Annotated in this window: 21 protein-coding genes and 1 riboswitch; of the genes, 10 read left to right on the forward strand and 11 right to left on the reverse strand. The window is 66.7% G+C overall.

All coding sequences use genetic code 11. From position 1 onward, the window contains the following. Positions 1–36 precede the first annotated feature (36 nt). Positions 37–300, forward strand: a complete 264-nt coding sequence (locus tag AC1D0O_RS16020) for a YkgJ family cysteine cluster protein (RefSeq protein WP_477654499.1) — start codon at positions 37–39, stop codon at positions 298–300. Here AC1D0O_RS16020 and AC1D0O_RS16025 read toward each other — a convergent pair. Beyond that, positions 297–1010 carry a Crp/Fnr family transcriptional regulator gene (locus tag AC1D0O_RS16025; protein ID WP_477654500.1) on the reverse strand — a complete coding sequence of 238 codons (714 nt, stop codon included), beginning with the start codon at positions 1008–1010 and terminating at the stop codon, positions 297–299. The two genes, AC1D0O_RS16020 and AC1D0O_RS16025, sit on opposite strands and share 4 nt — an antisense overlap. 95 nt (positions 1011–1105) lie before the next feature. Between AC1D0O_RS16025 and AC1D0O_RS16030 the strand changes: the two genes are divergently transcribed. Together AC1D0O_RS16030 and AC1D0O_RS16035 are read left to right on the forward strand one after the other, a co-directional pair. After that, positions 1106–1876 (forward strand): class II aldolase/adducin family protein, encoded by a 771-nt coding sequence (locus tag AC1D0O_RS16030; RefSeq protein WP_477654501.1) that lies wholly within the window; start codon positions 1106–1108, stop codon positions 1874–1876. Further along, entirely contained in the window at positions 1873–2760 is an 888-nt protein-coding gene (locus AC1D0O_RS16035; RefSeq protein ID WP_477654502.1) for a bile acid:sodium symporter family protein, read from the forward strand. The genes AC1D0O_RS16030 and AC1D0O_RS16035 overlap by 4 nt, the downstream gene beginning before the upstream one ends. Before the next feature lie 3 nt (positions 2761–2763). Here AC1D0O_RS16035 and AC1D0O_RS16040 read toward each other — a convergent pair whose 3' ends face one another. From AC1D0O_RS16040 to AC1D0O_RS16055, 4 genes are all read right to left on the reverse strand, one after another. Next, positions 2764–3612, reverse strand: a complete 849-nt coding sequence (locus tag AC1D0O_RS16040) for a transglutaminase-like domain-containing protein (RefSeq protein WP_477654503.1) — start codon at positions 3610–3612, stop codon at positions 2764–2766. A 20-nt stretch (positions 3613–3632) separates the two neighbouring features. After that, positions 3633–3947 carry a hypothetical protein gene (locus AC1D0O_RS16045; RefSeq protein ID WP_477654504.1) on the reverse strand — a complete coding sequence of 105 codons (315 nt, stop codon included), beginning with the start codon at positions 3945–3947 and terminating at the stop codon, positions 3633–3635. Further along, complete coding sequence (locus AC1D0O_RS16050) at positions 3948–4133, reverse strand: DUF1328 family protein (RefSeq protein WP_413330032.1); 186 nt, start codon at positions 4131–4133, stop codon at positions 3948–3950. It lies immediately after the preceding gene. A 233-nt stretch (positions 4134–4366) separates the two neighbouring features. Further along, positions 4367–5728, reverse strand: a complete 1362-nt coding sequence (locus AC1D0O_RS16055; RefSeq protein WP_477654505.1) for an AsmA family protein — start codon at positions 5726–5728, stop codon at positions 4367–4369. Positions 5729–5849: 121 nt separating this feature from the next. On the opposite strand from AC1D0O_RS16055, the gene gstA reads away from it, so the two are divergent. Together gstA and AC1D0O_RS16065 are read left to right on the forward strand one after the other, a co-directional pair. Next, a complete protein-coding gene (gstA, locus tag AC1D0O_RS16060; protein ID WP_477654506.1) occupies positions 5850–6458 on the forward strand; it encodes a glutathione transferase GstA in 609 nt (202 codons plus the stop codon). A 448-nt stretch (positions 6459–6906) separates the two neighbouring features. Further along, positions 6907–8013, forward strand: a complete 1107-nt coding sequence (locus tag AC1D0O_RS16065; RefSeq protein WP_477654507.1) for an alkene reductase — start codon at positions 6907–6909, stop codon at positions 8011–8013. A 57-nt stretch (positions 8014–8070) separates the two neighbouring features. On the opposite strand, the gene thiE is transcribed toward AC1D0O_RS16065, so the two are convergent. The 6 genes from thiE to AC1D0O_RS16095 form a co-directional block, all read right to left on the reverse strand. Beyond that, complete coding sequence (gene thiE, locus AC1D0O_RS16070; RefSeq protein WP_477654508.1) at positions 8071–8706, reverse strand: thiamine phosphate synthase; 636 nt, start codon at positions 8704–8706, stop codon at positions 8071–8073. Positions 8707–8876: 170 nt separating this feature from the next. Continuing rightward, positions 8877–9698 carry a thiazole synthase gene (locus tag AC1D0O_RS16075; RefSeq protein WP_477654509.1) on the reverse strand — a complete coding sequence of 274 codons (822 nt, stop codon included), beginning with the start codon at positions 9696–9698 and terminating at the stop codon, positions 8877–8879. A gap of 3 nt (positions 9699–9701) precedes the next feature. Beyond that, on the reverse strand, positions 9702–9923 hold the full coding sequence (gene thiS / locus AC1D0O_RS16080; protein ID WP_477654510.1) for a sulfur carrier protein ThiS: 222 nt from the start codon (positions 9921–9923) through the stop codon (positions 9702–9704). Beyond that, positions 9916–10977: a glycine oxidase ThiO gene (gene thiO, locus AC1D0O_RS16085; RefSeq protein WP_477654511.1), complete on the reverse strand. Its 1062-nt coding sequence runs from the start codon at positions 10975–10977 to the stop codon at positions 9916–9918. The genes thiS and thiO overlap by 8 nt, the downstream gene beginning before the upstream one ends. A gap of 138 nt (positions 10978–11115) precedes the next feature. After that, complete coding sequence (thiC, locus tag AC1D0O_RS16090) at positions 11116–13035, reverse strand: phosphomethylpyrimidine synthase ThiC (RefSeq protein ID WP_477654512.1); 1920 nt, start codon at positions 13033–13035, stop codon at positions 11116–11118. An 81-nt stretch (positions 13036–13116) separates the two neighbouring features. Further along, a riboswitch (TPP riboswitch) is annotated at positions 13117–13237 on the reverse strand. 54 nt (positions 13238–13291) lie between these two features. Beyond that, on the reverse strand, positions 13292–14356 hold the full coding sequence (locus tag AC1D0O_RS16095) for a LacI family DNA-binding transcriptional regulator (protein WP_477654513.1): 1065 nt from the start codon (positions 14354–14356) through the stop codon (positions 13292–13294). Positions 14357–14470: 114 nt separating this feature from the next. On the opposite strand from AC1D0O_RS16095, the gene AC1D0O_RS16100 reads away from it, so the two are divergent. The 5 genes from AC1D0O_RS16100 (at position 14471) to AC1D0O_RS16120 (ending at position 20723) form a co-directional block, all read left to right on the forward strand. Further along, entirely contained in the window at positions 14471–15490 is a 1020-nt protein-coding gene (locus tag AC1D0O_RS16100; protein ID WP_477654514.1) for a TRAP transporter substrate-binding protein, read from the forward strand. Between the two features lie 184 nt (positions 15491–15674). Continuing rightward, the gene (locus tag AC1D0O_RS16105) at positions 15675–17558 is read left to right on the forward strand and encodes a TRAP transporter large permease (protein WP_477654515.1); all 1884 of its coding nucleotides are present in this window, start codon (positions 15675–15677) and stop codon (positions 17556–17558) included. 24 nt (positions 17559–17582) lie between these two features. Further along, entirely contained in the window at positions 17583–18122 is a 540-nt protein-coding gene (locus tag AC1D0O_RS16110) for a VOC family protein (protein ID WP_477654516.1), read from the forward strand. Between the two features lie 24 nt (positions 18123–18146). Beyond that, positions 18147–19412: a ribulose-bisphosphate carboxylase large subunit family protein gene (locus AC1D0O_RS16115; RefSeq protein ID WP_477654517.1), complete on the forward strand. Its 1266-nt coding sequence runs from the start codon at positions 18147–18149 to the stop codon at positions 19410–19412. Between the two features lie 3 nt (positions 19413–19415). Further along, entirely contained in the window at positions 19416–20723 is a 1308-nt protein-coding gene (locus tag AC1D0O_RS16120) for a four-carbon acid sugar kinase family protein (protein ID WP_477654518.1), read from the forward strand. Positions 20724–20931 lie beyond the last annotated feature (208 nt).

Raw genomic sequence — 20931 nt, forward strand, 5'->3', positions numbered from 1 at the left:
ACCCGGCTTCCCTAGATCTCACACGAGCCATCCCCCATGAACTGCCGCCCCGGTTGCGGCGCCTGCTGCATCGCGCCGTCCATCAGCTCCGCCATCCCCGGCATGCCGCAAGGCAAGCCGGCCGGCGTGCGCTGTGTGCAATTGGGTGATGCCAACCAGTGCCTGATCTTCGGCCGGCCCGAGCGGCCCGCCGTCTGCGGCCAGCTCATGCCCTCGGCCGAGATGTGCGGCGCCGACGCGGGCGCGGCCATGGCCTGGCTGGGCCGGCTTGAACACGACACGCGGCCCACTGCGGGTTAGCGAGAAACGTTTCCCAGCGCCTCCAGCCGAGCCGCCGAAACAATCTCTATGCGCCGGTAGCGCAGCGCGATCGCGCCCTGCGCCACCATGGCCTTGAGTTCCACCGACAGCGTCTGCCGGCTGACGCCCAGCATCATGGCCAGCGCCTCCTGCGACACCGGCACCACCGGCCGGGCCTTCAGTGCCAGCGTGGCGTCGCCGCGCGCCAGCAGCAGCAGGCGGCGCGCCACGCGCGCGCGGGTCGACCGCAGCGCCGCGTCTTCCACCATGCCGTAAAGCGAGCGCACGCGTGCCGCCAGCAGCCCCGCAATCGCCCGGGCAAACGGTGCGCCCTCCATCAGCGCGGCAAAAGCCGCCTGCGGCACCACCAGCACCTCGGCCGCCGACATCGCGGTGGCATCGTGGGTGCGCGGCTCGCCGTCCATCAAGGAGATTTCGCCTATCCAGTTGCCGGCCTCCAGCACCACCAGGATGGCCTCGCGCCCGTCTTCACGCAGGGAAGAGATCTTGAGCATCCCGCCCAGCAGCCCGTAAAAGCCGCCCGGCGCATCGCCCTGGCGGAACAGCATCTCGCCGGGCCGCAGGCGCAGCACCTCGGCCGAGCCCAGCAGCGCTTCCCGATCCGCCGGCGGCAGCGCGCCAAACCAGGGATTGGCCGACATGCGCGCCATGGGCGAGAGCGGGGGAGGTGTCGCGGGAACGATAGGCATGCGGCCAATTGTCAAATTTTTGACAGTTCCACGTCAAGCACAGACGTATCGTGCACCTGAGCTCATTAAAACCATTACTCCCGGAGACAAACCCCATGCACATCCCCTCTCTGAAAGAAGTCGTCAGCGCCGAAGAATGGCAGCTGCGCTGCGACCTCGCCGCCTGCTACCGCCTGGTCGCGCTCTACGGCTGGAGCGACCTGGTCTTCACCCACATCAGCGCCAAGCTGCCCGAATCGGTTTCGGGCGCCGGCAAGCACCACTTCCTGATCAACCCCTACGGCCTGATGTTCGACGAGATCACCGCGTCCAGCCTGGTCAAGGTCGACGGCCAGTGCAACAAGGTGATCGACTCGCCCTTCCCGGTGAACCCGGCCGGCTTTGTGATCCACAGCGCGGTGCATGAAGCCCGCGCCGACGCCGGCTGCGTGCTGCACACCCACACGCGCGCCGGCGTGGCTATCAGCGCCCAGCAGTGCGGCGTGCTGCCCATCAGCCAGCAATCGACCTTTGTGCTGGCCTCGCTGGCCTATCACGCTTACGAGGGCGTGGCTTTCCGCGACGACGAAAAGCCGCGCCTGCAGGCCGACCTGGGCAATGCCAACTTCCTGATGCTGCGCAACCACGGCCTGCTGGTCGTGGGCAAGACGATTGCCGACGCCTTCCTCAGCATGTACACCTTCGAGAACACCTGCCGCATCCAGCTCGACGCACAAGCGGGCGGCCCGCTCACGGAAGTCAACCCGCTGATCGTCAAGGGCGTGGCCGAGGCCATGCGCGTGCAGACCGGCGGCATGGGCGGAGCGTTCGTCTGGCCCTCGCTGATCCGCAAGCTCGACAAACTCGATGAAAGCTACAAGTCATGAGCGGCTCACCCGTCGTCGCGCAGATGCTGGTCGCGGCGCTCGCGCTGGTCATGCTGGGCCTGGGCCTGACGCTCAAGCTCGAGGACTTCACGCGCCTGCTCAAATACCCCAAGGCCGTGATCGTGGCGCTGCTGCTGCAGGTCATCGTGCTGCCTGTAGCCTGCTACGCCATCATCGTGCTGCTGAATGTGCCGCCGCTGTTCGCCGTGGGCCTGATGCTGCTGGCGGCTTCGCCCGGTGGCATCTCGGCCAACCTGTTCAGCCACCTGTTCGGCGGCAACGTCGCGATGAACATCTCGCTGACCGCCATCAACACCCTGCTGTCCATCGTCACCATGCCGGTGATCGCCAACTGGGCCATCAACACTTTCGCCAAGACCGGACAGGTGGTGCCGCTGCAGTTCGGCAAGGTGGTGGAGGTCATCGTCATCGTGCTGGTGCCGGTGGCCGTCGGCATGTGGCTGCGCACCGTCAAGCCGGGCTGGGCCGCGCGCAGCGAGAACCCGACCAAGATCTTCAGCATCATCGTGCTGGTGGTGGTGGCCGTGGGCGCGGTCGTCAAGGAATGGCAGTCGCTCAGCGGCGGCTTCGCGGCCATAGGCCCGGCCGTGCTGGCCTTCAACCTCGTGAGCCTGCTGGCCGGCTACTACGTGGCCCGGGCGACCGGGCTGGACAAGCCGATCTCCACCGCCATCAGCTATGAAATCGGCATCCACAACGCGACGCTGGCGATCTTCATCGCGCTGGCCGTGCTGAACAACTTCCAGCTGGCCCTGCCCGCGGCGATCTACTCCTTCAGCATGTACGTCACGGCCACGCTGTTCGGCTTGCTGGTGCTCAAGCGGCAGGGCGCGCCGGTCGCCACGGCCCAGGCACAACCGTAAAAGTCAGGCGCTCACCACGGTCAGCACAGGGTGCGGCTGCGTGGCGCCGGGCGGGTGCGGCGGCTCGTCGCCTTCGTCCACCGTCAGTTCCTTGCGGATCATCTGCACGTCGCCGAAGATGGTGGCAAAGGCCACGTCCTTGGCGTCGCGCCCGGTGCCGACGCGCACCAGGCGGTCTATGGGCGCCATGCGCGTCGGGTCGAAGATCACCCAGCGCCCTTCCAGCCAAGCCTCGAAGACCGCGTGGAAATCCTGCGGCGGCTCCTCGAAATGCACATAGCCCACCACCAGCCGTGCCGGGATGTTGAGGGCGCGGCACATCGTGATGCCCAGGTGCGCGAAGTCGCGGCACACGCCCGCGCGCTGCACGAACACCTCCTGCGCCGTGGTCGTGGAATTGCTGAAGCCGGGCAGATAGCCGATCGATTCGTGGATCCAGCCCTCGATCGCGCGCACCCGGCCTATGCCGGGCGGTAGCTGGCCGAACAGCTGCTGCGCCGCGCGGCTCATGACGTCCGACTCGCAATAGCGGCTGGGCATCAGGTAGCGCAGCACGTCGTCCGGCACTCCGGTCACCGGCGTTTCGTCCAGGTGCAGCGGGACGGGCGCCGGGTGCAGCTCCACCCTCGCGCAGTAATTGACGGAGAGGCGGCCTTTGGGTGCATCCAGGCGTATGAAGCGGTTGCCGCTACGCTCGTCGCAGAAGTTGCGCACTTTCATGCTGGGCGTGATGGTCAGGCGCTCCTCCACCACATGATGGCCTTCATGAAAAGCCGTCTCGATGTTGAACAGGAAGTGCGCGGGGCTGCCGACTTCGTATTCCAGCAGGGATTCAATCCGGGCGGTGTGCATGGGTTGGGGTGTGGGAGCCGTCAAAGGCGGGTGCGGTGGTCGGGGCTGCCGCGGCCCGGTTTGGTGAACCAGTTCTGGCAGGTCACAAAAACAATGCGCGCGGCGCGCTCAAGCACGTCGGCGGAAGGCGCGGCGCGGCGGCGTGCGCGCAGGCGGTTCACCAGCAGGAATTCGGCGATGCTGGCCTGGAACGTGATCTTGCGTTTGGCGACCGCTTCAGGCGGCTGCGCCACCGCCGGTGCGCGCGGCCCCGACCACGGCTGGAACAGCCGTTGCCGGAACCGCGACACCATCGATGACGGCACGAGGGCACGATCCGCCTTTTGCAGCGTCATCTACTTCAGCACCTTGTTCGCCGCGCCCACGCCCAGGGCCGCCAGGAGCAGGAAGATGACGGCCAGGATCAGGAACAGCCCGAACAGGATCTTGGCAATGCCGGCGGCGCCCGCCGCCACGCCGCCGAAGCCCAGGGCACCGGCAATCAGTGAAATCAGCGCAAAAATAATCGCGTACTTGAGCATCTTGGCCTCCTGTAGAAGGTGTCAGGGTCCGGCCCATGCGCAAACGGCATGCGGCCCGGGGACCCAGGTTGTGCGCCGCGACGAAAGCGCCGCGGTGAGTCCCCATGCTAAAAGTGCATGGCCGGGGGCCCCATCAGCAGCGCCCGCTTGCCGCTGTAGGACAAGGACGCGGTTCCCCGGATCGCTATTCTTTTGCTAGCGCGGCAGCCCCACTGTGCGAGGCCGCACGAAGGTCACTTGCCGAACAGGCTGCGGAAGCCCTCGCCCACGCGGTCGCCCAGGTTGGCGCCGGCGCCGGTACCCACGCCGGGCAGCAGGGCCGTGCCTATGGCCGCGCCCAGCAGGGCCGAGCGCGACAGCGTGACTTCGGGGTTGTCCAGCGTGCCGCCCACCGTCAGGGGCACGCCTACCGCGCCGCCTATGGCATTGCCCAGCTTGCTGTCGCCCGCCACGTTCACGCTGACACGGCCGCTCAGCGCCTTGGCCGGCGAGATGGCGACATTGCCGGTCGCGCTCAGCGCACCCGAACTCGCCACCAGGTTGGTCAGCTGCGCCGACTTGCCCTGCGTGCTCACCTGGCCGGCCAGGGTGTCCAGCTGCGTCTGGCCGCCGCGGCTCAGGCCTATGGTCCTGACCGCCTTGGCCAGGTCCAAGCCATTGAGCACGGCGTTGCGCACGGTGAAGGTGGTCTGGGTCTGCAGCGCATCGACCAGCGCGCCCGTGGTCGCGGCACGTGAACTGAGCGTGGTGTCGGCCTCGAGCTTGCCGGTCAGCGACTTGCTGGGCGCGGTCAGCGCCGCCACCTCGACATCGCGGGTCTGCAACTTGCCGTGCAGCATCAGCTCTTCACCGGGGCGCGCGGCGGAACCCGATGGAACCTTCTTCAAGCCCAGCTTGCCTTCCACCTTCCCCCCGCCCACGTCGATGCGCAGACCCCATTCGTCGCCGGCGGCGGCGGCGCCCGGCGCTGCGGGCTTTGCCTCCTCTCGCTTGAGGCTGGCTTCCAGGCCCTGCAGGTTGCCCTTGAGCAGCTTGAGCGCCACGCTGTCGGGCAGGCCGTCGTCGCCAAAGCGGGCGTCGGCCTGCACCGTGGTGGGCGCGCCCGCGGCGCTGATCCAGGTCACCTCGTCCAATACCGTGCGGCGCGGCAGCCAGTCAAGCTGCGCGGTTTGCGGCTGCCCGGCCGGCGTTTGCGCGGGCGCGGCGGCCGCCGCGGGTTTCTTCTTTTGCAACAGCAGCAGCACAGCATCAATGCCCTGCTGCGGCAGCACCGCCCGGCGCACCAGCAAGGTCGACACCACCAGCCGCCCTTGCAGCAGCGGTTGCCACTGCGGCCGCACCTCCACACGTTCGACCGTGATGGCCGGCTTGCTCTGCACCGAAATGCCGCTGAGCGCCACCGCCGGCAGCGGCCAGACGTCCACGGCGACGCGGTCCAGCGCCACCGGCACGCCCAGCGCGGCGGTGGCCTCGCGCTCCATCCGCTGCCTGAAGCCGTCGGTGCTCACCCAGCGGTGCAGCGTGAACGCCACCACCGCCAGCAACACCATCAAGCCCAGCGCCAGGAACACCACCCATTTGAAAACTTTTGCCATGCGGCTATTGTGGCCTGCGCTCGGCGCGCGCCCGCAGCAAAAACCCGCCGATCCGGCTAGCATCGGGGGCTGTGCGACATTCCCGCCACAGTCCGCCACCCACCACAAAGGATGAGACACCATGAAGCTTTATTACTCCCCCGGCGCCTGCTCCCTCGCCCCGCACATCACGCTGCATGAGTCCGGTCTGAAATTCGAACACGTGCTGGCGCCCACCAAGACCCACCAGCTGGAAGACGGCACCGATTACTACACCATCAACCCGCTCGGTTACGTGCCCCTGCTCGAACTCGACGACGGCACGCGCATCGCCGAAGGCCCGGCCATCGTGCAGTACATCGCCGACCAGGTGCCGGAGAAAAAACTCGCGCCGGCTAACGGCACGCTGGAGCGCTACAAGCTGCAGTCCTGGCTGACCTTCATCGGCATGGAACTGCACCGTGGCTTCACCCCGCTGTTCAATGCCGCCACGCCGGCCGACTACAAGACCATCGTTATCGACAAGGTGCTGTCGCGGCTCAAGTGGGTGGAGGGGCAGCTTGGCGGCAAGCAGTACCTGATGGGCGATGTCTTTAGTGTTGCCGACCCTTACCTGTTTGCTGTTACTGGGTGGGCGCCTCGGGTTGGGGTGGATATTTCTGGGTTTTCTAATATTGCGTCCTTTCGTGACCGCGTTGCTGCGCGGCCTGCTGTTCAGGCGGCTATGAAACATGAAGGGCTGCTTAAATAATTTTTAGCGTCTCGGACGCTGATGTTGGGTTGCGTTCCGGGGCCGGGGGTTGCCCGGCGGCAACTCACTTTTCTTTTGCTTCGCCAAAAGCAAAGTAAGCAAAAGAAAAGGCGACCCGCAGTCTGGGTCCCTACGCTTCGCTACGGGCAACCTGCGGTGCTCGACTACGGCGGGGTCTCGCGCAAACTCGCTTCGCTCAGACAAGCGCGATCCCTGATCCGCCTACGTCTGCGCTCCTCGGCCCAGCCAGGACGGGGCAATCGGGATCGGGATCGGGATCGGGATCGGGATCGGGATCGGGGTCGGGGTCGGGGTCGGGATCGGGATCGGGGAGGGGGGACAGGACATCGGTCAATAGCACGAAACCAGCAACCCGTGTTGGGCAAGCCAATCGAAACAGGGCCAAACTGGCCCTGTTTTTCATTCAGCCCCCATTCAGGACCTTTCCATGCCCACCTTATTCGACTCCAACAAAGCCGGTGACCTCGTCCTTGCCAACCGCATCGTCATGGCGCCGCTCACGCGCAACCGTTCACCCAACGCCGTGCCGCCGGCCATCGCCCGGACTTATTACGCCCAGCGCGCCAGCGCCGGCCTGCTGATCACCGAGGCCACCGCCGTCAGCCACCAGGGCCAAGGTTATGCCGACGTGCCTGGCCTGTACGGCAGCGAGCAGCTGGACGGCTGGAAAAAAGTCACCCATGCCGTGCATGAAAGAGGCGGCAAGATCGTTGTGCAGCTGTGGCATGTGGGCCGTGTTTCGCATACCAAGCTGCAACCCAATGGCGGCAAGCCGGTCGCGCCTTCGGCCATCACCGCCAAGACGAAAACGGTGCTGATCGAAAACGGCGTGCCGACCTTTGTCGAGACTTCCGAGCCGCGGGCGCTTGATCTCGGCGAAATACCCGGCATCGTGCATACCTTCGCGGCGGCGGCGCGCAATGCCGTCGAGACCGCCGGCTTTGACGGCGTGGAAATCCACGGCGCCAATGGCTACCTGCTCGACCAGTTCCTCAAGGATGGCAGCAACCAGCGCCGCGACGACTACGGCGGCAGCATCGAAAACCGCGCACGCCTGCTGCTCGAAGTCACTCGCGCCGTGACCGACGCGGTCGGCGGCGGCCGCACCGGCATACGCCTGTCGCCCGTCACCCCGGCCAACGACGTGCACGACAGCAAGCCGCAGGCCTTGTTTGAATACGTGGTCAAGCAACTCGCCGGCCTGAACCTGGCTTACGTCCACGTCATCGAAGGCGCGACCGGCGGCCCGCGTGAACTCGATGACCGGCCCTTCGACTACCCAGCGCTCAAAGCCGCCTACCGCAAGGCCGGCGGCAAGGGCGCCTGGATGGTCAACAACGGCTATGACCAGGAACTCGCTGAAAAAGCCGTGGCCGACGGCGCCGACCTCATCGCCTTCGGCAAGCCCTACATCGCCAACCCCGACCTGGTGGAGCGCCTGCGTGCCAAAGCACCGCTCAACACGCCCGACAAGAACACCTTCTACGGCGGCGGCGAAAAAGGCTATACCGACTATCCCGCCCTGTCGGCCTGATCGCCGCGGGCGTTCACTGCAAAAGGGCTGCCGGATTTCCCCGCAGCCCTTTTCTTTTTAGCGTTTGGCCAGCCGCAAGCCGTGCAGCGCGGCCTCCTGCGGGTCCGGTGCCAGCGTCACCGCGCTGACCACCGCCACGCCATCCACGCCGCAGGCCATCACGCCAGGCACCAGCGCCAGCGAGATCCCGCCTATCGCCACCACCGGGTAAGGCGCCGCATCCTGCGCCCAGGCTTTCAGGCGCTCCAGCCCCACCGGTTCATAAGGCATGACCTTGAGCGTCGTCGGGTAGATGGGGCCTATCGCGAGATAGGACGGCTTCACCGCCTTGGCCCGCGCCAGTTCAGCCGGCGTGTGCGTGCTCAGGCCCAGGCGCAAGCCGGCGTCGCGCAGGGCCGCGATGTCGGCCGTGTCCAGGTCTTCCTGGCCCAGGTGCACGCCGTAGGCACCGGCTTCCAGTGCCACTTGCCAGTGGTCGTTGATAAACACCTGCGCGCCCGGCACGTCGCGCCCGGCCGCCACGGCGGTGCGAACTTCCCAGGCGATCTCTTCCGCGTCGTGGTCCGCCGCCTTGATGCGCAGCTGGATGGTGCGCACGCCCCAGCCCAGCAGGCGCAGCACCCAGGCGGCATCGGGCACGACAGGATAAAAGCCGATGGGGCCGGTGAGTGGGGCAAAAGGGGCTGGATTCATGAGAGTCATTCCGGACTGGTTTTTTTACTCCTTCCCCCTCTGGGGGAAGGTTGGGATGGGGGCTCTGCGAAGGGGAAGCTGAAGCATTTGAAATGATCGAGCGCCGTCGGCCCCCACCCCTGCCCTCCCCCAGTGGGGGAGGGAGCAAGAGTGAACGGACCGGTCACGTATCAAGGTGCGTGCCAAAAGGGAACACCGACCGTGGGGGTAGAAGCCTGTGCCGCCGCACGCTCAGGCATGGGCGTGGACTCATACGCCGCGCGGCCGGCCGCTACACCGTCGGCAAAGGCGCGCGCCATGCGCACCGGGTCGCCGGCCTGTGCCACCGCGGTGTTCAGCAGCACGGCGTCAAAGCCCAGCTCCATCACCTGCGCGGCATGCGAGGGCCGGCCCAGGCCGGCGTCGACCACCAGCACCGCATCGGGCAAACGCCGGCGCATGGTTTCAAGCGCATAAGGGTTCAGCGGCCCACGGCCCGTGCCGATGGGCGCGGCCCAGGGCATCACGGCCGCGCAGCCCGCCGCATGCAGGCGCTGCGCCATCACCAAGTCGTCGGTGGTGTAGGCGAACACGGCAAAGCCTTCCTTCACCAGCGTGGTCGCCGCTTCCAGCGTCGCCACGGTGTCGGGTTGCAGCGTGTAGTCGTCGCCTATGACTTCGAGCTTGATCCAGGGCGTGCCGAAAATCTCGCGCGCCATCTGCGCCAGCGTGACAGCCTCTTCGGCGCTATGGCAGCCCGCCGTGTTGGGCAGGATGCGGCAGTTCATGGCCTGCACGCGCTGCCAGAAACTGTTGCCGCCGCCGCTTTCGGGCTGCAGGCGGCGCAGGCCCACCGTCAGCACCTCGGTGCCGCTGGCGCGCACCGCGTCGCCCAGCACCTGCGGCGAAGGGTAGTGCGAGGTGCCCAGGAAGAAACGGCTGGACAAGGTGACGCCGGCGACGGTCCAGGGATTGCCGTGGGCGATGGGGGATGAAACAGTGGTGGTGTCCATGGCCTAGCCTCCGGTGATGGGGGTGACGATGTCTATGCGGTCGCCGTTGTTCAAGGCGCGTTCCGGCCATTGCGGCCGCGGCACAAAGCTGTTGTTGATGGCGCAGGCAAACGCGCCTTGCAACGGGTAGCCGCGCGCCAGCAGCAAGGCCTGCAAGGTGGGCGCGTCGGTTTGAATGCTTTCGCCGTTCAGCGAGATGTTGATCGTCGTTGTCATGTCACTCATGGTTCTGTCCCAACAGTTGATGGACCAGGTCCTCGACCAGCGCCGGCGCGCACAGGTAGCCGTGGCGGTACAGGCCGTTGATATGCCACACGCCATGCCGCTGCGCAATCGTTGGCCGGTGGTCATCCAGCGCCGGGCGCAAAGCTGCCGCCAGGCGTAACACCCTTGCCTCGCCAAAGGCCGGGTGCAGGCTGTGCAGCGCGCTGCCCAGCTCCAGCGTGGAGCGCAAAGTCACCGGCCCGGTGTCTTCCGATTCAAGTTCCGTCGCGCCAACCACGAACTGGTGATTCGGGCGCGGCGCCACATACAGCTGGTAGCGCGGGTGCATCAGGCGCACCGGGCGCTGCAGGCTCACGCCCGCGCATTCAACGGTCAGCACCTCGCCGCGCACGCCGCGCAGTTGCGGCCAGCTTTCCCTGGCACCCACACCGCGCGCATCGACCGCGACATCCACGCCGTAGGTCTGCCCCGCGCACTCGATGTGATCGTCTTCCACGGCGTCGACCGCCACGCCTTCAAGCCACGTGCCGCCCAGCCGGTCTATCTCCACCGCGAGCGCGGCCATCCACTGGTCATTGGCTAGCTGGCCCTCGCCGTCCAGCAGCAGGCCGTTGCCAAAGCGCCCGGCCAGCGCCGGCTCGGCACGGGCCAGCGCGGCCGCGTCCAGCGTGTGCACCTGCGCGCGCACGGCCTCGGGCAGCTTGTGCTGCAACAAGCCCGCGAAATGCGACAGTGAACTCTGGTCGGGCGCATGCGCCACGACCAGCGTCCCCTCATGGCGGAAATACACCGGCAGGCCCGCATCGGCCAGCTCGCCTATCCATTGCGGCCACAGCTGCATGGAGCGCTGGCCCAGCGCGAACACGGCGGCGTCGGACACCGCGAGTTCGGCCAGCGGCGACAGCATGGCCGCCGCCGTCATGGAAGCCGTCGCGGCATCGCCGCGCGCCCGCGCATCGAACAGGCTCACGCGGCAGCCGGCGCGCAGCAGGCGCCAGGCCAGCGTGCGGCCGGCCAGGCCCGCGCCTGCGATGCCGATGTGGAGTGCGCTCATGGTTTTACTCCCTCCCCCACTGGGGGAGGGTTGGGGTGGGGGCCAGCGGCATGTCAACCATAAAAATCCATCAAACTCGGGGAGCCCTCACCCTAACCCTCTCCCAGAGGGAGAGGGGATAGGAGGGGGACTATTTCATCAAGAATAAATCTCGCTGCCGCCTTCGCGGAACTCCTTGGCTTTCTCTTCAAACCCGGTCGCGATCTGCTTGATCGGAATCGTCCCCGCCGCCGGCGCCAGTGTAGTGGTGGCCGGGTTGAGCCGCGCAAACTCGCGCACCTCTTGCGAGATTTTCATCGAGCAGAACTTCGGCCCGCACATGGAGCAGAAATGCGCCACTTTGGCGTTCTCTTTCGGCAGCGTTTCGTCATGGTAGGCCATGGCCGTGTCGGGGTCTATCGCCAGGCGGAACTGGTCTTCCCAGCGGAACTCGAAGCGCGCCTTGGAGACCGCGTTGTCCCACATCTGCGCGCCCGGGTAGCCCTTGGCCAGGTCGCCCGCATGCGCAGCGATCTTGTAGGCGATCAGGCCCTGCTTCACGTCGTCGCGGTTCGGCAGGCCCAGGTGTTCCTTGGGCGTCACGTAGCACAGCATGGCCGTGCCGTACCAGCCGATGTTGGCCGCGCCCATGGCCGAGGAGATGTGGTCGTAGCCCGGCGAGATGTCGGTGATCAGCGGGCCCAGCGTGTAGAAAGGCGCCTCGAAACAGGCTTCGAGCTGCTTGTCGACGTTTTCCTTCACGAGCTGCAGCGGCACGTGGCCGGGGCCCTCGATCATCACCTGCACATCGTGCTTCCAGGCGATCTGCGTGAGCTCGCCCAGCGTGTGCAGCTCGGCGAACTGCGCTTCGTCGTTCGCGTCGGCGATAGAACCCGGGCGCAGGCCGTCGCCCAGCGAAAAGCACACGTCGTAGGCTTTCATGATCTCGCAGATCTCTTCAAAGCGCTCGTACAGAAAGCTTTCCTTGTGGTGCGACAAACACCACTTGGCCATGATGGAGCCGCCGCGTGAAACGATGCCGGTCAGGCGGTTCGCGGTGAGCGGCACATAGGCCAGGCGCACGCCGGCATGGATGGTGAAGTAGTCCACGCCCTGCTCGGCCTGCTCGATCAGCGTGTCACGGAAGATTTCCCAGGTCAGGTCCTCGGCCTTGCCGTTGACTTTTTCGAGCGCCTGGTAAATCGGCACCGTGCCAATCGGCACCGGCGAATTGCGCAAGATCCATTCGCGGGTTTCATGGATGTTCTCGCCGGTCGACAAATCCATCACGGTGTCTGCGCCCCAGCGGATCGACCAGACCAGCTTGTCGACTTCTTCCTCGATGCTCGAAGTGACCGCCGAGTTGCCGATGTTGGCATTGACCTTGATCAGGAAGTTGCGGCCGATGATCATCGGCTCGCTCTCGGGGTGGTTAATGTTGTTCGGGATGACGGCGCGGCCGCGGGCCACCTCGTCGCGCACGAATTCGGCGGTGATCTGCTCGGGTATGGACGCGTTGAAAGAGTGCCCCTTCTTCGGCATGCGCTCGGTCGCCAGGCGCTCGGCCAGTTGCGCGCGCACCAGGTTTTCGCGCACCGCGATGTATTCCATCTCGGGGGTGATGATGCCTTTGCGCGCGTAATGCATCTGCGACACGTTGGCGCCGGCTTTGGCGCGGCGCGGCACGGGCGCATGCGCCATGCGCAGCGCGGCCAGGGCCGGGTCGTTCAGGCGTTCGCGGCCGTAGGCGCTGCTGATGCCGGGCAGGGCCTCGGTGTCCTGGCGCTCGTTGATCCAGGCGCCGCGCAGCGGCGGCAGGCCGCGCGTGATGTCGATGGGAGAGGCCGGGTCGGTGTAGACGCCGGAGGCGTCGTACAGGCGCAGGGGCGGGTTGGCTTCGCGGCGCGGCTCACCGGCGCCTTCGTGCACGAGGGTGTCGGTCAACGTGACTTCGCGAAAAGGCACACGGATGTCGGGGCGCGAGCCCTCGATGTAGATCTTTTTCGAGCCGGGAAACGGCGCGCGCGTGATGCGGCTCGTGAGGTCTTGGGTGTCAACGGTGAGTCGGGTTTTGGCCATGTGTTTCTCCAGGAGGTGGGGTGCCTGCTGGGGAGCCGGGAGGTCCATGGGCGGCGTCTGGGGGTGCCGCTACGGAGTGCCGGAGCCAATTGCGTTGTTCCCTACGCGGGGATGACCCCGATCAGGTTCAGCGGGTCTCGCATACTGCGATCTCAGCCTTGGCGTTCCTTACGAAACATCCTTGGCACCCCGACAAGCTAGGGCCATTGTATGCACCCAGGCCTTTCGTGGCAACGGCAGCCATCAAGAGCCGGCTTTAGGGCAGGTTTTCCCGGAAGATGACCTGGCTGCGCACCGCGTCGACCCCGCTCATCACATCGCGCCCATCACGCAGGTTGGTGAACATGCGCACGCAGCTCATCATGGCCGACTGCGGGCTTTGGGTGATCACCGCGTCCATGCTGCCGTCTATCAGCATGGCGCGCGTGTCGGGCGTGAGGCCGTGGCCTATGAAAACCACCTTGTGCTCGCGCCCCATTTCCTTGAGCGCGCGCGCCACGCCGTCGGAGGCGCCGCCGATGTTGTAAATGCCCGCGAGGTCCGGGTATTGCTCGAGCAGCGTGCGCGTCTGCTGGTAATTTTTCTGCGCATCGTCCTGCCCCTCGCGCAGGCCCACCACCTGCAGCGTCGGGAACATCTCTTCAATCACATGCAGGAAACCGGCTTCGCGCTCCTCATGCGCGCGATAGCTCAGCGAGCCGGCGATCAGCGCCACCTTGCCGCCGCGCGCGCCCGGCGCGATGAAGCGGCCCACCAGGTAGCCGGCCGTGCGCCCGGCCGCGCGGTTGTCCAGGCCCACATAACCGGCGCGCTGCGAGCCTGAGAGGTCGGAGATCAGCGTGATGGTGGGCACGCCTTTTTCGGCGAGTTCGCTGACGGCCTCGCGCACCGCCGGGTGCTCCAGCGCCATGAAGGCGATGCCCTCGCTGCGCTTGCCCTGCTGCTGCAGGCTGGCGGCCAGCTGCTGCGGGTTGAAGCTTTCAAACAGCTCGGTGCGGCATTTCACGTTGAAGGGCGTCAGGTGCTCCTGCGAGTAGCCGACCGTGTCGCCCAGCATGCGGATAAAGCGGTTGCTGCCGTCGGGCAACAAAAACGTCAGCCGCATGGGCGGCGCCGCCAACGCGGCATACAGGCCCGTCTCCGGCAAGTAGTCCATCTCGGCCGCAGCCTTCAGCACTTTTTGCGCGGTGGCCCCGCGCACGCCGGGGCGCTGGTTCAGCACCCGGTCTACAGTGGCAGTGGAAACGCCGGCGGCGCGCGCAATGTCCACCACGCGTGCCCGCTGCTGCGGCCCCTCAGACCCATCAGGGATAACCCTCATACATCAAAATCCATCATTTTTTCGGTTTGACGATTAAATGCCCCGCGCCTATCGTTGCGCTGCTTTCACCCAATGATGCATCAAAATACATCAAAACAAAACTGGAGACAAACCATGACCGAAGTCACCCGCCGCAGCGTGCTGCGCACCCTGTCCGCAGCCTCCGCCGCCGGCATCGCCGCCGCCCTGCCCTCCATGGCCCGCGCCGCCGAGTTCTCCTACAAATACGGCAACAACCTGCCCGTCACCCACCCGCTCAACATCCGCGCCCAGCAGGCCGCCGACCGCATCCTGAAAGAAAGCAACGGCCGCGTCGAAATCAAGATCTTCCCGAACAACCAGCTGGGCGGCGACACCGACATGCTGGCCCAGGTGCGCTCCGGCGGCATCGAGTTCTTCACGCCCTCGGCGCTGGTCATCGCCACGCTGGTGCCGGTGGCCGCCATCAACGCCGTGGGTTTTGCCTTCAGCGACTACAACCAGGTCTGGGGCGCCATGGACGGCAAGCTGGGCGCGCACGTGCGCGAAGCCATCAGCAAGTCGCGCCTCTACGCGTTTGAAAAGATGTGGGACAACGGTTTCCGCCAGACCACCAGCAGCAAGGCGCCGGTCACCACGGCGAAGGACATGGACGGCCTGAAGATCCGCGTGCCCGTGAGCCCGCTGTCCATCTCCATGTTCAAGGGCCTGGGCGCCGCGCCCGCCAGCCTGCAGTTCAGCGAGGTTTACTCCTCGTTGCAGACCAAAATCGTCGACGCGCAGGAAAACCCGCTGCCCATCATCCAGGTTGCCAAGTTGTATGAAGTGCAGAAGTTCTGCTCGCTGACCAACCACATCTGGGACGGCTACTGGTTCATCGCCAACGGCCGCGCCTGGGACAAGCTGCCCGCCGACCTCAAGACCATCGTGGCCCGTGCCATCAACGAAGCCGGCCTGCAGCAGCGCGACGACATCAAGAAGCTCAACGAGACCGTGGTCGCCGACCTGCAGTCCAAGGGCCTCACCATCAACCGCCCGACGGCCGACAGCTTCCGCGCCAAGCTGCGCGAAGCCGGTTTCTACAACGAGTGGAAAGAGCGTTTTGGGGCTGAAGCATGGGGCCTCTTGGAGCAGTCCGTAGGCAAGCTCGCGTAAGGAGTTCTTCCCCTCTCTTACTCCCTCCCCCACTGGGGGAGGGCAGGGGTGGGGGCCGACGGCGGTGGAGCAAGCGCTTTTTCCACGGCCGCAAGCCCCCATCCCCACCTTCCCCCAGCGGGGGAAGGAGCAAGACCCAAACCGCCTCACTGTTTCCGCCCGCCTTTCCCGGAGTTCACGCCCAATGTCCCACGCATCCCCCCAAGCACCCGCCGATGCCCCGCCCGCCAACGCGCTGAGCCACCTCGCGCACAAGGCAGACCGCGGCCTGGGTTCTGTGGTGGAGTCCATCGCCGCCGCCCTGGTGCTGGCCGAGATCTTTGTGCTCTTCGCCGGCGTGGTCTCGCGCTACGTGTTCCATGCGCCGCTGGTCTGGTCGGACGAACTCGCCTCCATCATGTTCCTCTGGCTGTCCATGCTCGGCGCAGTCGTCGCGCTGCGCCGCGGCGAGCACATGCGCATGACGGCACTGGTCAACAAGGTCCAGCCGCACACCCGCGCGTTGCTCGACACCCTGGCGATCACAGCGTCGATTGCCTTCCTGGTGCTGGTGATTTACCCGGCCTCGGAATACGCTTATGAAGAGAGCTTCATCGTCACCGCGGCGATGGAAGTCAACAACGCCTGGCGTGCCTCGGCCATCCCTATCGGCATGGCGCTGATGGTCATCGTCGCCGTGCTGCGCCTGCTGCGCATCAGCACCTTCAAACAGACTGGCATCGCCCTGGCCGGCACGGCCGCCGTGGTCCTGCTGTTCTGGTTCGCGCAGCCGCTGCTGCAGCCGCTGGGCAAACTCAACCTGATCCTCTTTTTTGTGGCCGTCGTCGCCGGCACCGTGCTGTCCGGCGTGCCGATTGCCTTCTCTTTCGCGCTGGCCACCTTCGGCTACCTCGCGCTCACGACGTCCACGCCGCTGCTGGTCATGGTCGGCCGCATGGACGAAGGCATGTCGCACATGATCCTGCTGGCGGTGCCGCTGTTCATCTTCCTGGGTGCGCTGATCGAGATGACCGGCATGGCCAAAGCCATGATCCAGTTCCTGGCCAGCCTGCTGGGCCATGTGCGCGGCGGCCTCAGCTATGTGCTGATAGGCGCGATGTACCTGGTCTCCGGCATCTCGGGCTCCAAGATCGCCGATATGGCGGCGATTGCGCCCGTACTCTTCCCCGAGATGAAAAAGCGCGGCGCCAAGCCCGGCGACCTGGTGGCCCTGCTGTCGGCCACCGGCGCACAGACCGAAACCATCCCGCCCTCCATCGTGCTGATCACCATAGGTTCGGTCACCGGCGTGTCGATTGCCGCACTGTTCACCGGCGGCCTGCTGCCGGCCGTGGTGCTGGGCGCGGCGCTCTGCACCGTCGTCTGGTGGCGCTACCGCCATGAAGACCTGAGCGGCGTCGCGCGCCACAGCAAACGCGAAATCGGCAAGCTGCTGCTGATCGCCCTGCCCGCCATCATCCTGCCCTTTGTGATCCGCGCCGCGGTGGTCGAGGGCGTGGCCACCGCCACCGAGGTGTCCACCATCGGCATCTTCTATTCGGTGCTGGCCGGCCTCTTTTTGTACCGCCAGTTCCCGTGGCGCCGGCTCATGCCCATGCTGATCGAAACCGCATCGCTGACCGGCGCCATCATGTTCATCATCGGCTGCGCCACCGCCATGGCCTGGGGCCTCACGCAGTCGGGCTTCTCGCAGGACCTGGCGCGCGTCATGGGCAGCCTGCCCGGCGGCGCCTACGGCTTCCTCGCGGTGTCCATCGTCGCCTTCGTGATCCTCGGCAGCGTGCTCGAAGGCATTCCCGCCATCGTGCTGTTCGGCCCCCTGCTGTTTCCCATCGCCCGCATGGTCGGCGTGCACGACGTGCACTACGCCATGGTGGTGATCTTCGCCATGGGCATAGGCCTGTTCGCGCCGCCCTTCGGTGTCGGCTATTACGGCGCCTGCGCGGTCAGCAAGGTCGACCCCGACGAAGGCATCCCCTACATCTGGGCCTATATGGGCGCGCTGCTCATAGGCTTGGCACTGGTGGCCGCCGTGCCCTGGTTCTCCACCGGCTTCCTTAAAAACTAAACACCCTTTCACTGGAGCAAACCCATGAGCAAATTTTTTGGCGAGATCCGCCAGCTGGGCTACGTCGTGCCCGACATCGAAGCCGCGATGGACTACTGGAGCAAAACCCTGGGCGTGGGCCCCTGGTTCTACAACCCCAAGGTGCCCATCAAGAACTACAGTTACAGGGGTGAAGCGCACGAGCCACACAACTCGGTGGCGCTGGCCAACTCGGGTTTTGTGCAGGTCGAGCTGATCCAGACGCGCAACGACGTGCCCTCCATGTACCGCGACTTCCTGCGCGCCGGCCGCACCGGCCTGCAGCACGTCGCCTACTGGACCAGCGACTACGACGCCGACCTGGCGCGCCTGCTCAAGCAAGGCTTCAAGCCCGTCATGAGCGGCGAGGTCGGCGAAAAAGGCCGCTTCATCTACTTCGACACCGAATACCACCCCGGGACCGTGATCGAGCTGTCCGAAGTCGCCGGCCCCAAGGGCAAGATGTTCGACCTGATACGCGCCTCCTCCGAAAACTGGGACGGCAGCGAACCGGTGCGGCCCTTCCCCGACCTCAGCAAACTCTGATTCCCCTAAAAAAAGACGCACGCCATGCAAGCCGACCGCTTTGAAGCCACCTACCTGATCGAAACCCCGCTGGCCCCCGAGAAGGTCGCCGAAGTCATGGCGGGCGAACAGTCCTGCGGCACCTTCACGCGCGTCGAAGGCGAGACCGACGAGCTGCGCCTGCGCGCGCGCGCCACGGTCGAGCAGATCGACGAACTCGAATCCGTCAACGCGCCCAGCCTGCCCAACGCCCTGCTCGAACGCAAAGGCCATACCGGGCCGTGGCGGCGCGCGCGCGTGCGCATCTCCTTCCCGGTCGCCAATGTGGGCGCCAACCTGCCGACGCTGGCGGCCACCGTGTCGGGCAATCTTTATGACCTTGGCGAAGCCAGCGGCCTGCGCCTGGAAAGCCTCAAGCTGTCCGCCGGCTACCGCGCCTTCTTCGACATGCCGCATGTCGGCATCGCCGGCACACGCAATGCCACCGGCGTGGCAAGCGGCGCGCTGGTCGGCACCATCCTCAAGCCCAACGTCGGCTTCAGCGCCGCGCAGACCGCCGAGCTCGTCGCCCGCCTGTGCGCCGCCGGCGTGGACTTCATCAAGGACGACGAGGTCTGCGCCAACCCGGCCCATGCGCCGCTGGGTGAGCGCGTGCCGGCCGTGATGGCCGTGGTGCGGGATCACCAGCAGCGCACCGGCAAGCACGTGATGGTGGCCTTCAACATCACCGACGAAACCGACGCGATGAAACGCCACGCCGACCTGGTCGAGCGCGAACGCGGCAGTTGCGTCATGGCCAGCCTCAACTGGTGCGGCTACTCGGGCATGCAGACGCTGCGCCGCCACACCGGCCTGGCCCTCCACGGCCACCGCAACGGCTACGGCGCGCTGTCGCGGCACCCGCTGCTGGGCATGTCCTTCCAGGCCTACCAGACGCTGTGGCGCCTGGCCGGCGTGGACCACATGCACGTGCACGGCCTGCAGGGCAAGTTCTCGCAGGCCGATGAAGAGGTGATCGAATCCGCGCGAGACTGCTACACGCCACTGACCGCCGGTTTTGACGACCGCGTCATGCCGGCCTTCTCGTCCGGCCAGTGGGCCGGCACCGTGCCCGCGACCTGGGCCGCCATCCGGAGCGACGACCTGCTCTTCATGTCCGGCGGCGGCATACTCGCGCACCCGGGCGGGCCCGCGGCCGGCGTGGCCAGCATCCGCCAGGCCTGGGAAGCCGCGCGCGCCGGCGTGGCATTGGCCGAGCATGCGCGTAACGCGCCTGAACTCGCGGCAGCCCTGGCCTTCTTCGGCAAATAAACCATGGGATTGAACGACGGCGCTCTCAAAATCGCCTACTACGGCGATGACTTCACCGGCGCCACGGATACCCTGGCCACAGCCGCGCGCGCCGGCCTGCGCAGCCTGCTTTTCCTCGGCCTGCCGACCGATGCGCAGCTGGAGCGCGCCGGCCCGCTGGACTGCCTGGGCATCGCCGGCGCGGCCCGCGCCATGAACCCCGGCGAGATGCGCGCCGAGCTTGAACCCGTGGGCCGGCTGTTCGCGCGCCTGGGCGCGCCCGTCATGCACTACAAGACCTGCTCGACCTTTGACAGCGCCCCCGAAGTCGGCAGCATAGGCGCGGCCATCCGCATCCTGCGGCCGCATGCCGGCAACAGCTTTGTGCCCATCGTCGGCGGCCAGCCCAACCTGCGGCGCTACTGCGTGTTCGGCAACCTGTTCGCAGGCGCTGGCCCTGCGGTGCACCGCCTGGACCGGCATCCCACCATGAGCCGGCACCCGATCACGCCCATGCACGAGGCCGACCTGCGGCGCCACCTGGCCGCGCAGGGCCTGGCGCAAGTCGCCGGCATCGCCTACCCCGACTACGGCCAGGACGCCGAAGCGCTGGACAGCCAACTGGCCGGCCTGCTGGCGCGCAAGCCCGATGCGGTCCTGCTGGACGTCGCCGACGACAGCCACCTGGCCACCGTCGGCCGGCTGATCTGGCAACACGCGCAAAAGCACCGCCTGCTGGCCGCCGGGCCCAGCAGCGTGGTGCAGGCCCTGGCCGCGCACTGGCAACCGTCCGGCGACCCGGCCGCCGCACCCCGCATCGCCCCGGCAACAGGCCCGGTGCTGGTGCTGGCCGGCAGCCTGTCGCCAGTGACGGCGCAGCAGGTCCAGGCCGCCAGCTCCTACCGGCAAGTCGCGCTGGACGCCGCCCGCCTCACCGCCGACGCGGCCTATGCCGGGCAGATGTCTGCGCAGATCGCGGCGCTGCTGGCCCAGGGCCGCCACGTGCTGGCCTGCACCGCCGCCGACGGCCAGGCCTGCGACTGGCCGGTGGACGGCCGCGCGCTCGCGCAGGCCAGCGGCGCCCTGCTCAGGCGCGTGCTGCGGGCCGTGCCCCTGCGCCGCCTCGGCATCGCCGGCGGCGACACCTCCAGCCTGGCCGTGCAGGCGCTCAAGGCCTGGGGCCTTTCCTATGCCGCGCAACTCGCGCCCGGCGTCGCCCTGTGCCGCCTGCACAGCGACGAAGCCGCGCTCGACGGACTGGAGATCATGCTCAAGGGCGGGCAGATGGGCGGCGAGGATTTGTTCGAAACCCTGCTGTACGGCACCGCCTGACGGCAGGGGTGAGCCATGCTGCCAGCGGGCGCCGCGGTCCGGCTTTGCCGGCCGCAAGGCGCCCGTCCCCTGCAAGGGGAGAGGGGGCTACACGCAGTGAGCCCCAACAGGGGTTAACGCAAGCTCCGTCCCCTGGAAGGGGAAAAGGCACTACACGAAGTGAGTGTCGATAGGGGTGAGCTTTCCCTTAACTTTACAAACCCTCATC

The organism is Polaromonas sp. P1_F2, from assembly GCF_056405735.1.

What these genes read in the sequence shown, in the direction of transcription:
- AC1D0O_RS16115 (WP_477654517.1), top strand. Translation starts at nt 18,147, where the DNA reads ATGCAAGCCGACCGCTTTGAAGCCACCTACCTGATCGAAACCCCGCTG.
- AC1D0O_RS16035 (WP_477654502.1), top strand. Translation starts at nt 1,873, where the DNA reads ATGAGCGGCTCACCCGTCGTCGCGCAGATGCTGGTCGCGGCGCTCGCG.
- AC1D0O_RS16095 (WP_477654513.1), bottom strand. Translation starts at nt 14,356, where the DNA reads ATGAGGGTTATCCCTGATGGGTCTGAGGGGCCGCAGCAGCGGGCACGC.
- AC1D0O_RS16050 (WP_413330032.1), bottom strand. Translation starts at nt 4,133, where the DNA reads ATGCTCAAGTACGCGATTATTTTTGCGCTGATTTCACTGATTGCCGGT.
- AC1D0O_RS16105 (WP_477654515.1), top strand. Translation starts at nt 15,675, where the DNA reads ATGTCCCACGCATCCCCCCAAGCACCCGCCGATGCCCCGCCCGCCAAC.
- AC1D0O_RS16075 (WP_477654509.1), bottom strand. Translation starts at nt 9,698, where the DNA reads ATGGACACCACCACTGTTTCATCCCCCATCGCCCACGGCAATCCCTGG.
- AC1D0O_RS16110 (WP_477654516.1), top strand. Translation starts at nt 17,583, where the DNA reads ATGAGCAAATTTTTTGGCGAGATCCGCCAGCTGGGCTACGTCGTGCCC.
- gstA (WP_477654506.1), top strand. Translation starts at nt 5,850, where the DNA reads ATGAAGCTTTATTACTCCCCCGGCGCCTGCTCCCTCGCCCCGCACATC.
- AC1D0O_RS16040 (WP_477654503.1), bottom strand. Translation starts at nt 3,612, where the DNA reads ATGCACACCGCCCGGATTGAATCCCTGCTGGAATACGAAGTCGGCAGC.
- AC1D0O_RS16055 (WP_477654505.1), bottom strand. Translation starts at nt 5,728, where the DNA reads ATGGCAAAAGTTTTCAAATGGGTGGTGTTCCTGGCGCTGGGCTTGATG.
- thiO (WP_477654511.1), bottom strand. Translation starts at nt 10,977, where the DNA reads ATGAGCGCACTCCACATCGGCATCGCAGGCGCGGGCCTGGCCGGCCGC.
- AC1D0O_RS16065 (WP_477654507.1), top strand. Translation starts at nt 6,907, where the DNA reads ATGCCCACCTTATTCGACTCCAACAAAGCCGGTGACCTCGTCCTTGCC.
- thiS (WP_477654510.1), bottom strand. Translation starts at nt 9,923, where the DNA reads ATGAGTGACATGACAACGACGATCAACATCTCGCTGAACGGCGAAAGC.
- AC1D0O_RS16045 (WP_477654504.1), bottom strand. Translation starts at nt 3,947, where the DNA reads ATGACGCTGCAAAAGGCGGATCGTGCCCTCGTGCCGTCATCGATGGTG.
- AC1D0O_RS16025 (WP_477654500.1), bottom strand. Translation starts at nt 1,010, where the DNA reads ATGCCTATCGTTCCCGCGACACCTCCCCCGCTCTCGCCCATGGCGCGC.
- AC1D0O_RS16100 (WP_477654514.1), top strand. Translation starts at nt 14,471, where the DNA reads ATGACCGAAGTCACCCGCCGCAGCGTGCTGCGCACCCTGTCCGCAGCC.
- AC1D0O_RS16020 (WP_477654499.1), top strand. Translation starts at nt 37, where the DNA reads ATGAACTGCCGCCCCGGTTGCGGCGCCTGCTGCATCGCGCCGTCCATC.
- thiC (WP_477654512.1), bottom strand. Translation starts at nt 13,035, where the DNA reads ATGGCCAAAACCCGACTCACCGTTGACACCCAAGACCTCACGAGCCGC.
- AC1D0O_RS16120 (WP_477654518.1), top strand. Translation starts at nt 19,416, where the DNA reads ATGGGATTGAACGACGGCGCTCTCAAAATCGCCTACTACGGCGATGAC.
- AC1D0O_RS16030 (WP_477654501.1), top strand. Translation starts at nt 1,106, where the DNA reads ATGCACATCCCCTCTCTGAAAGAAGTCGTCAGCGCCGAAGAATGGCAG.
- thiE (WP_477654508.1), bottom strand. Translation starts at nt 8,706, where the DNA reads ATGAATCCAGCCCCTTTTGCCCCACTCACCGGCCCCATCGGCTTTTAT.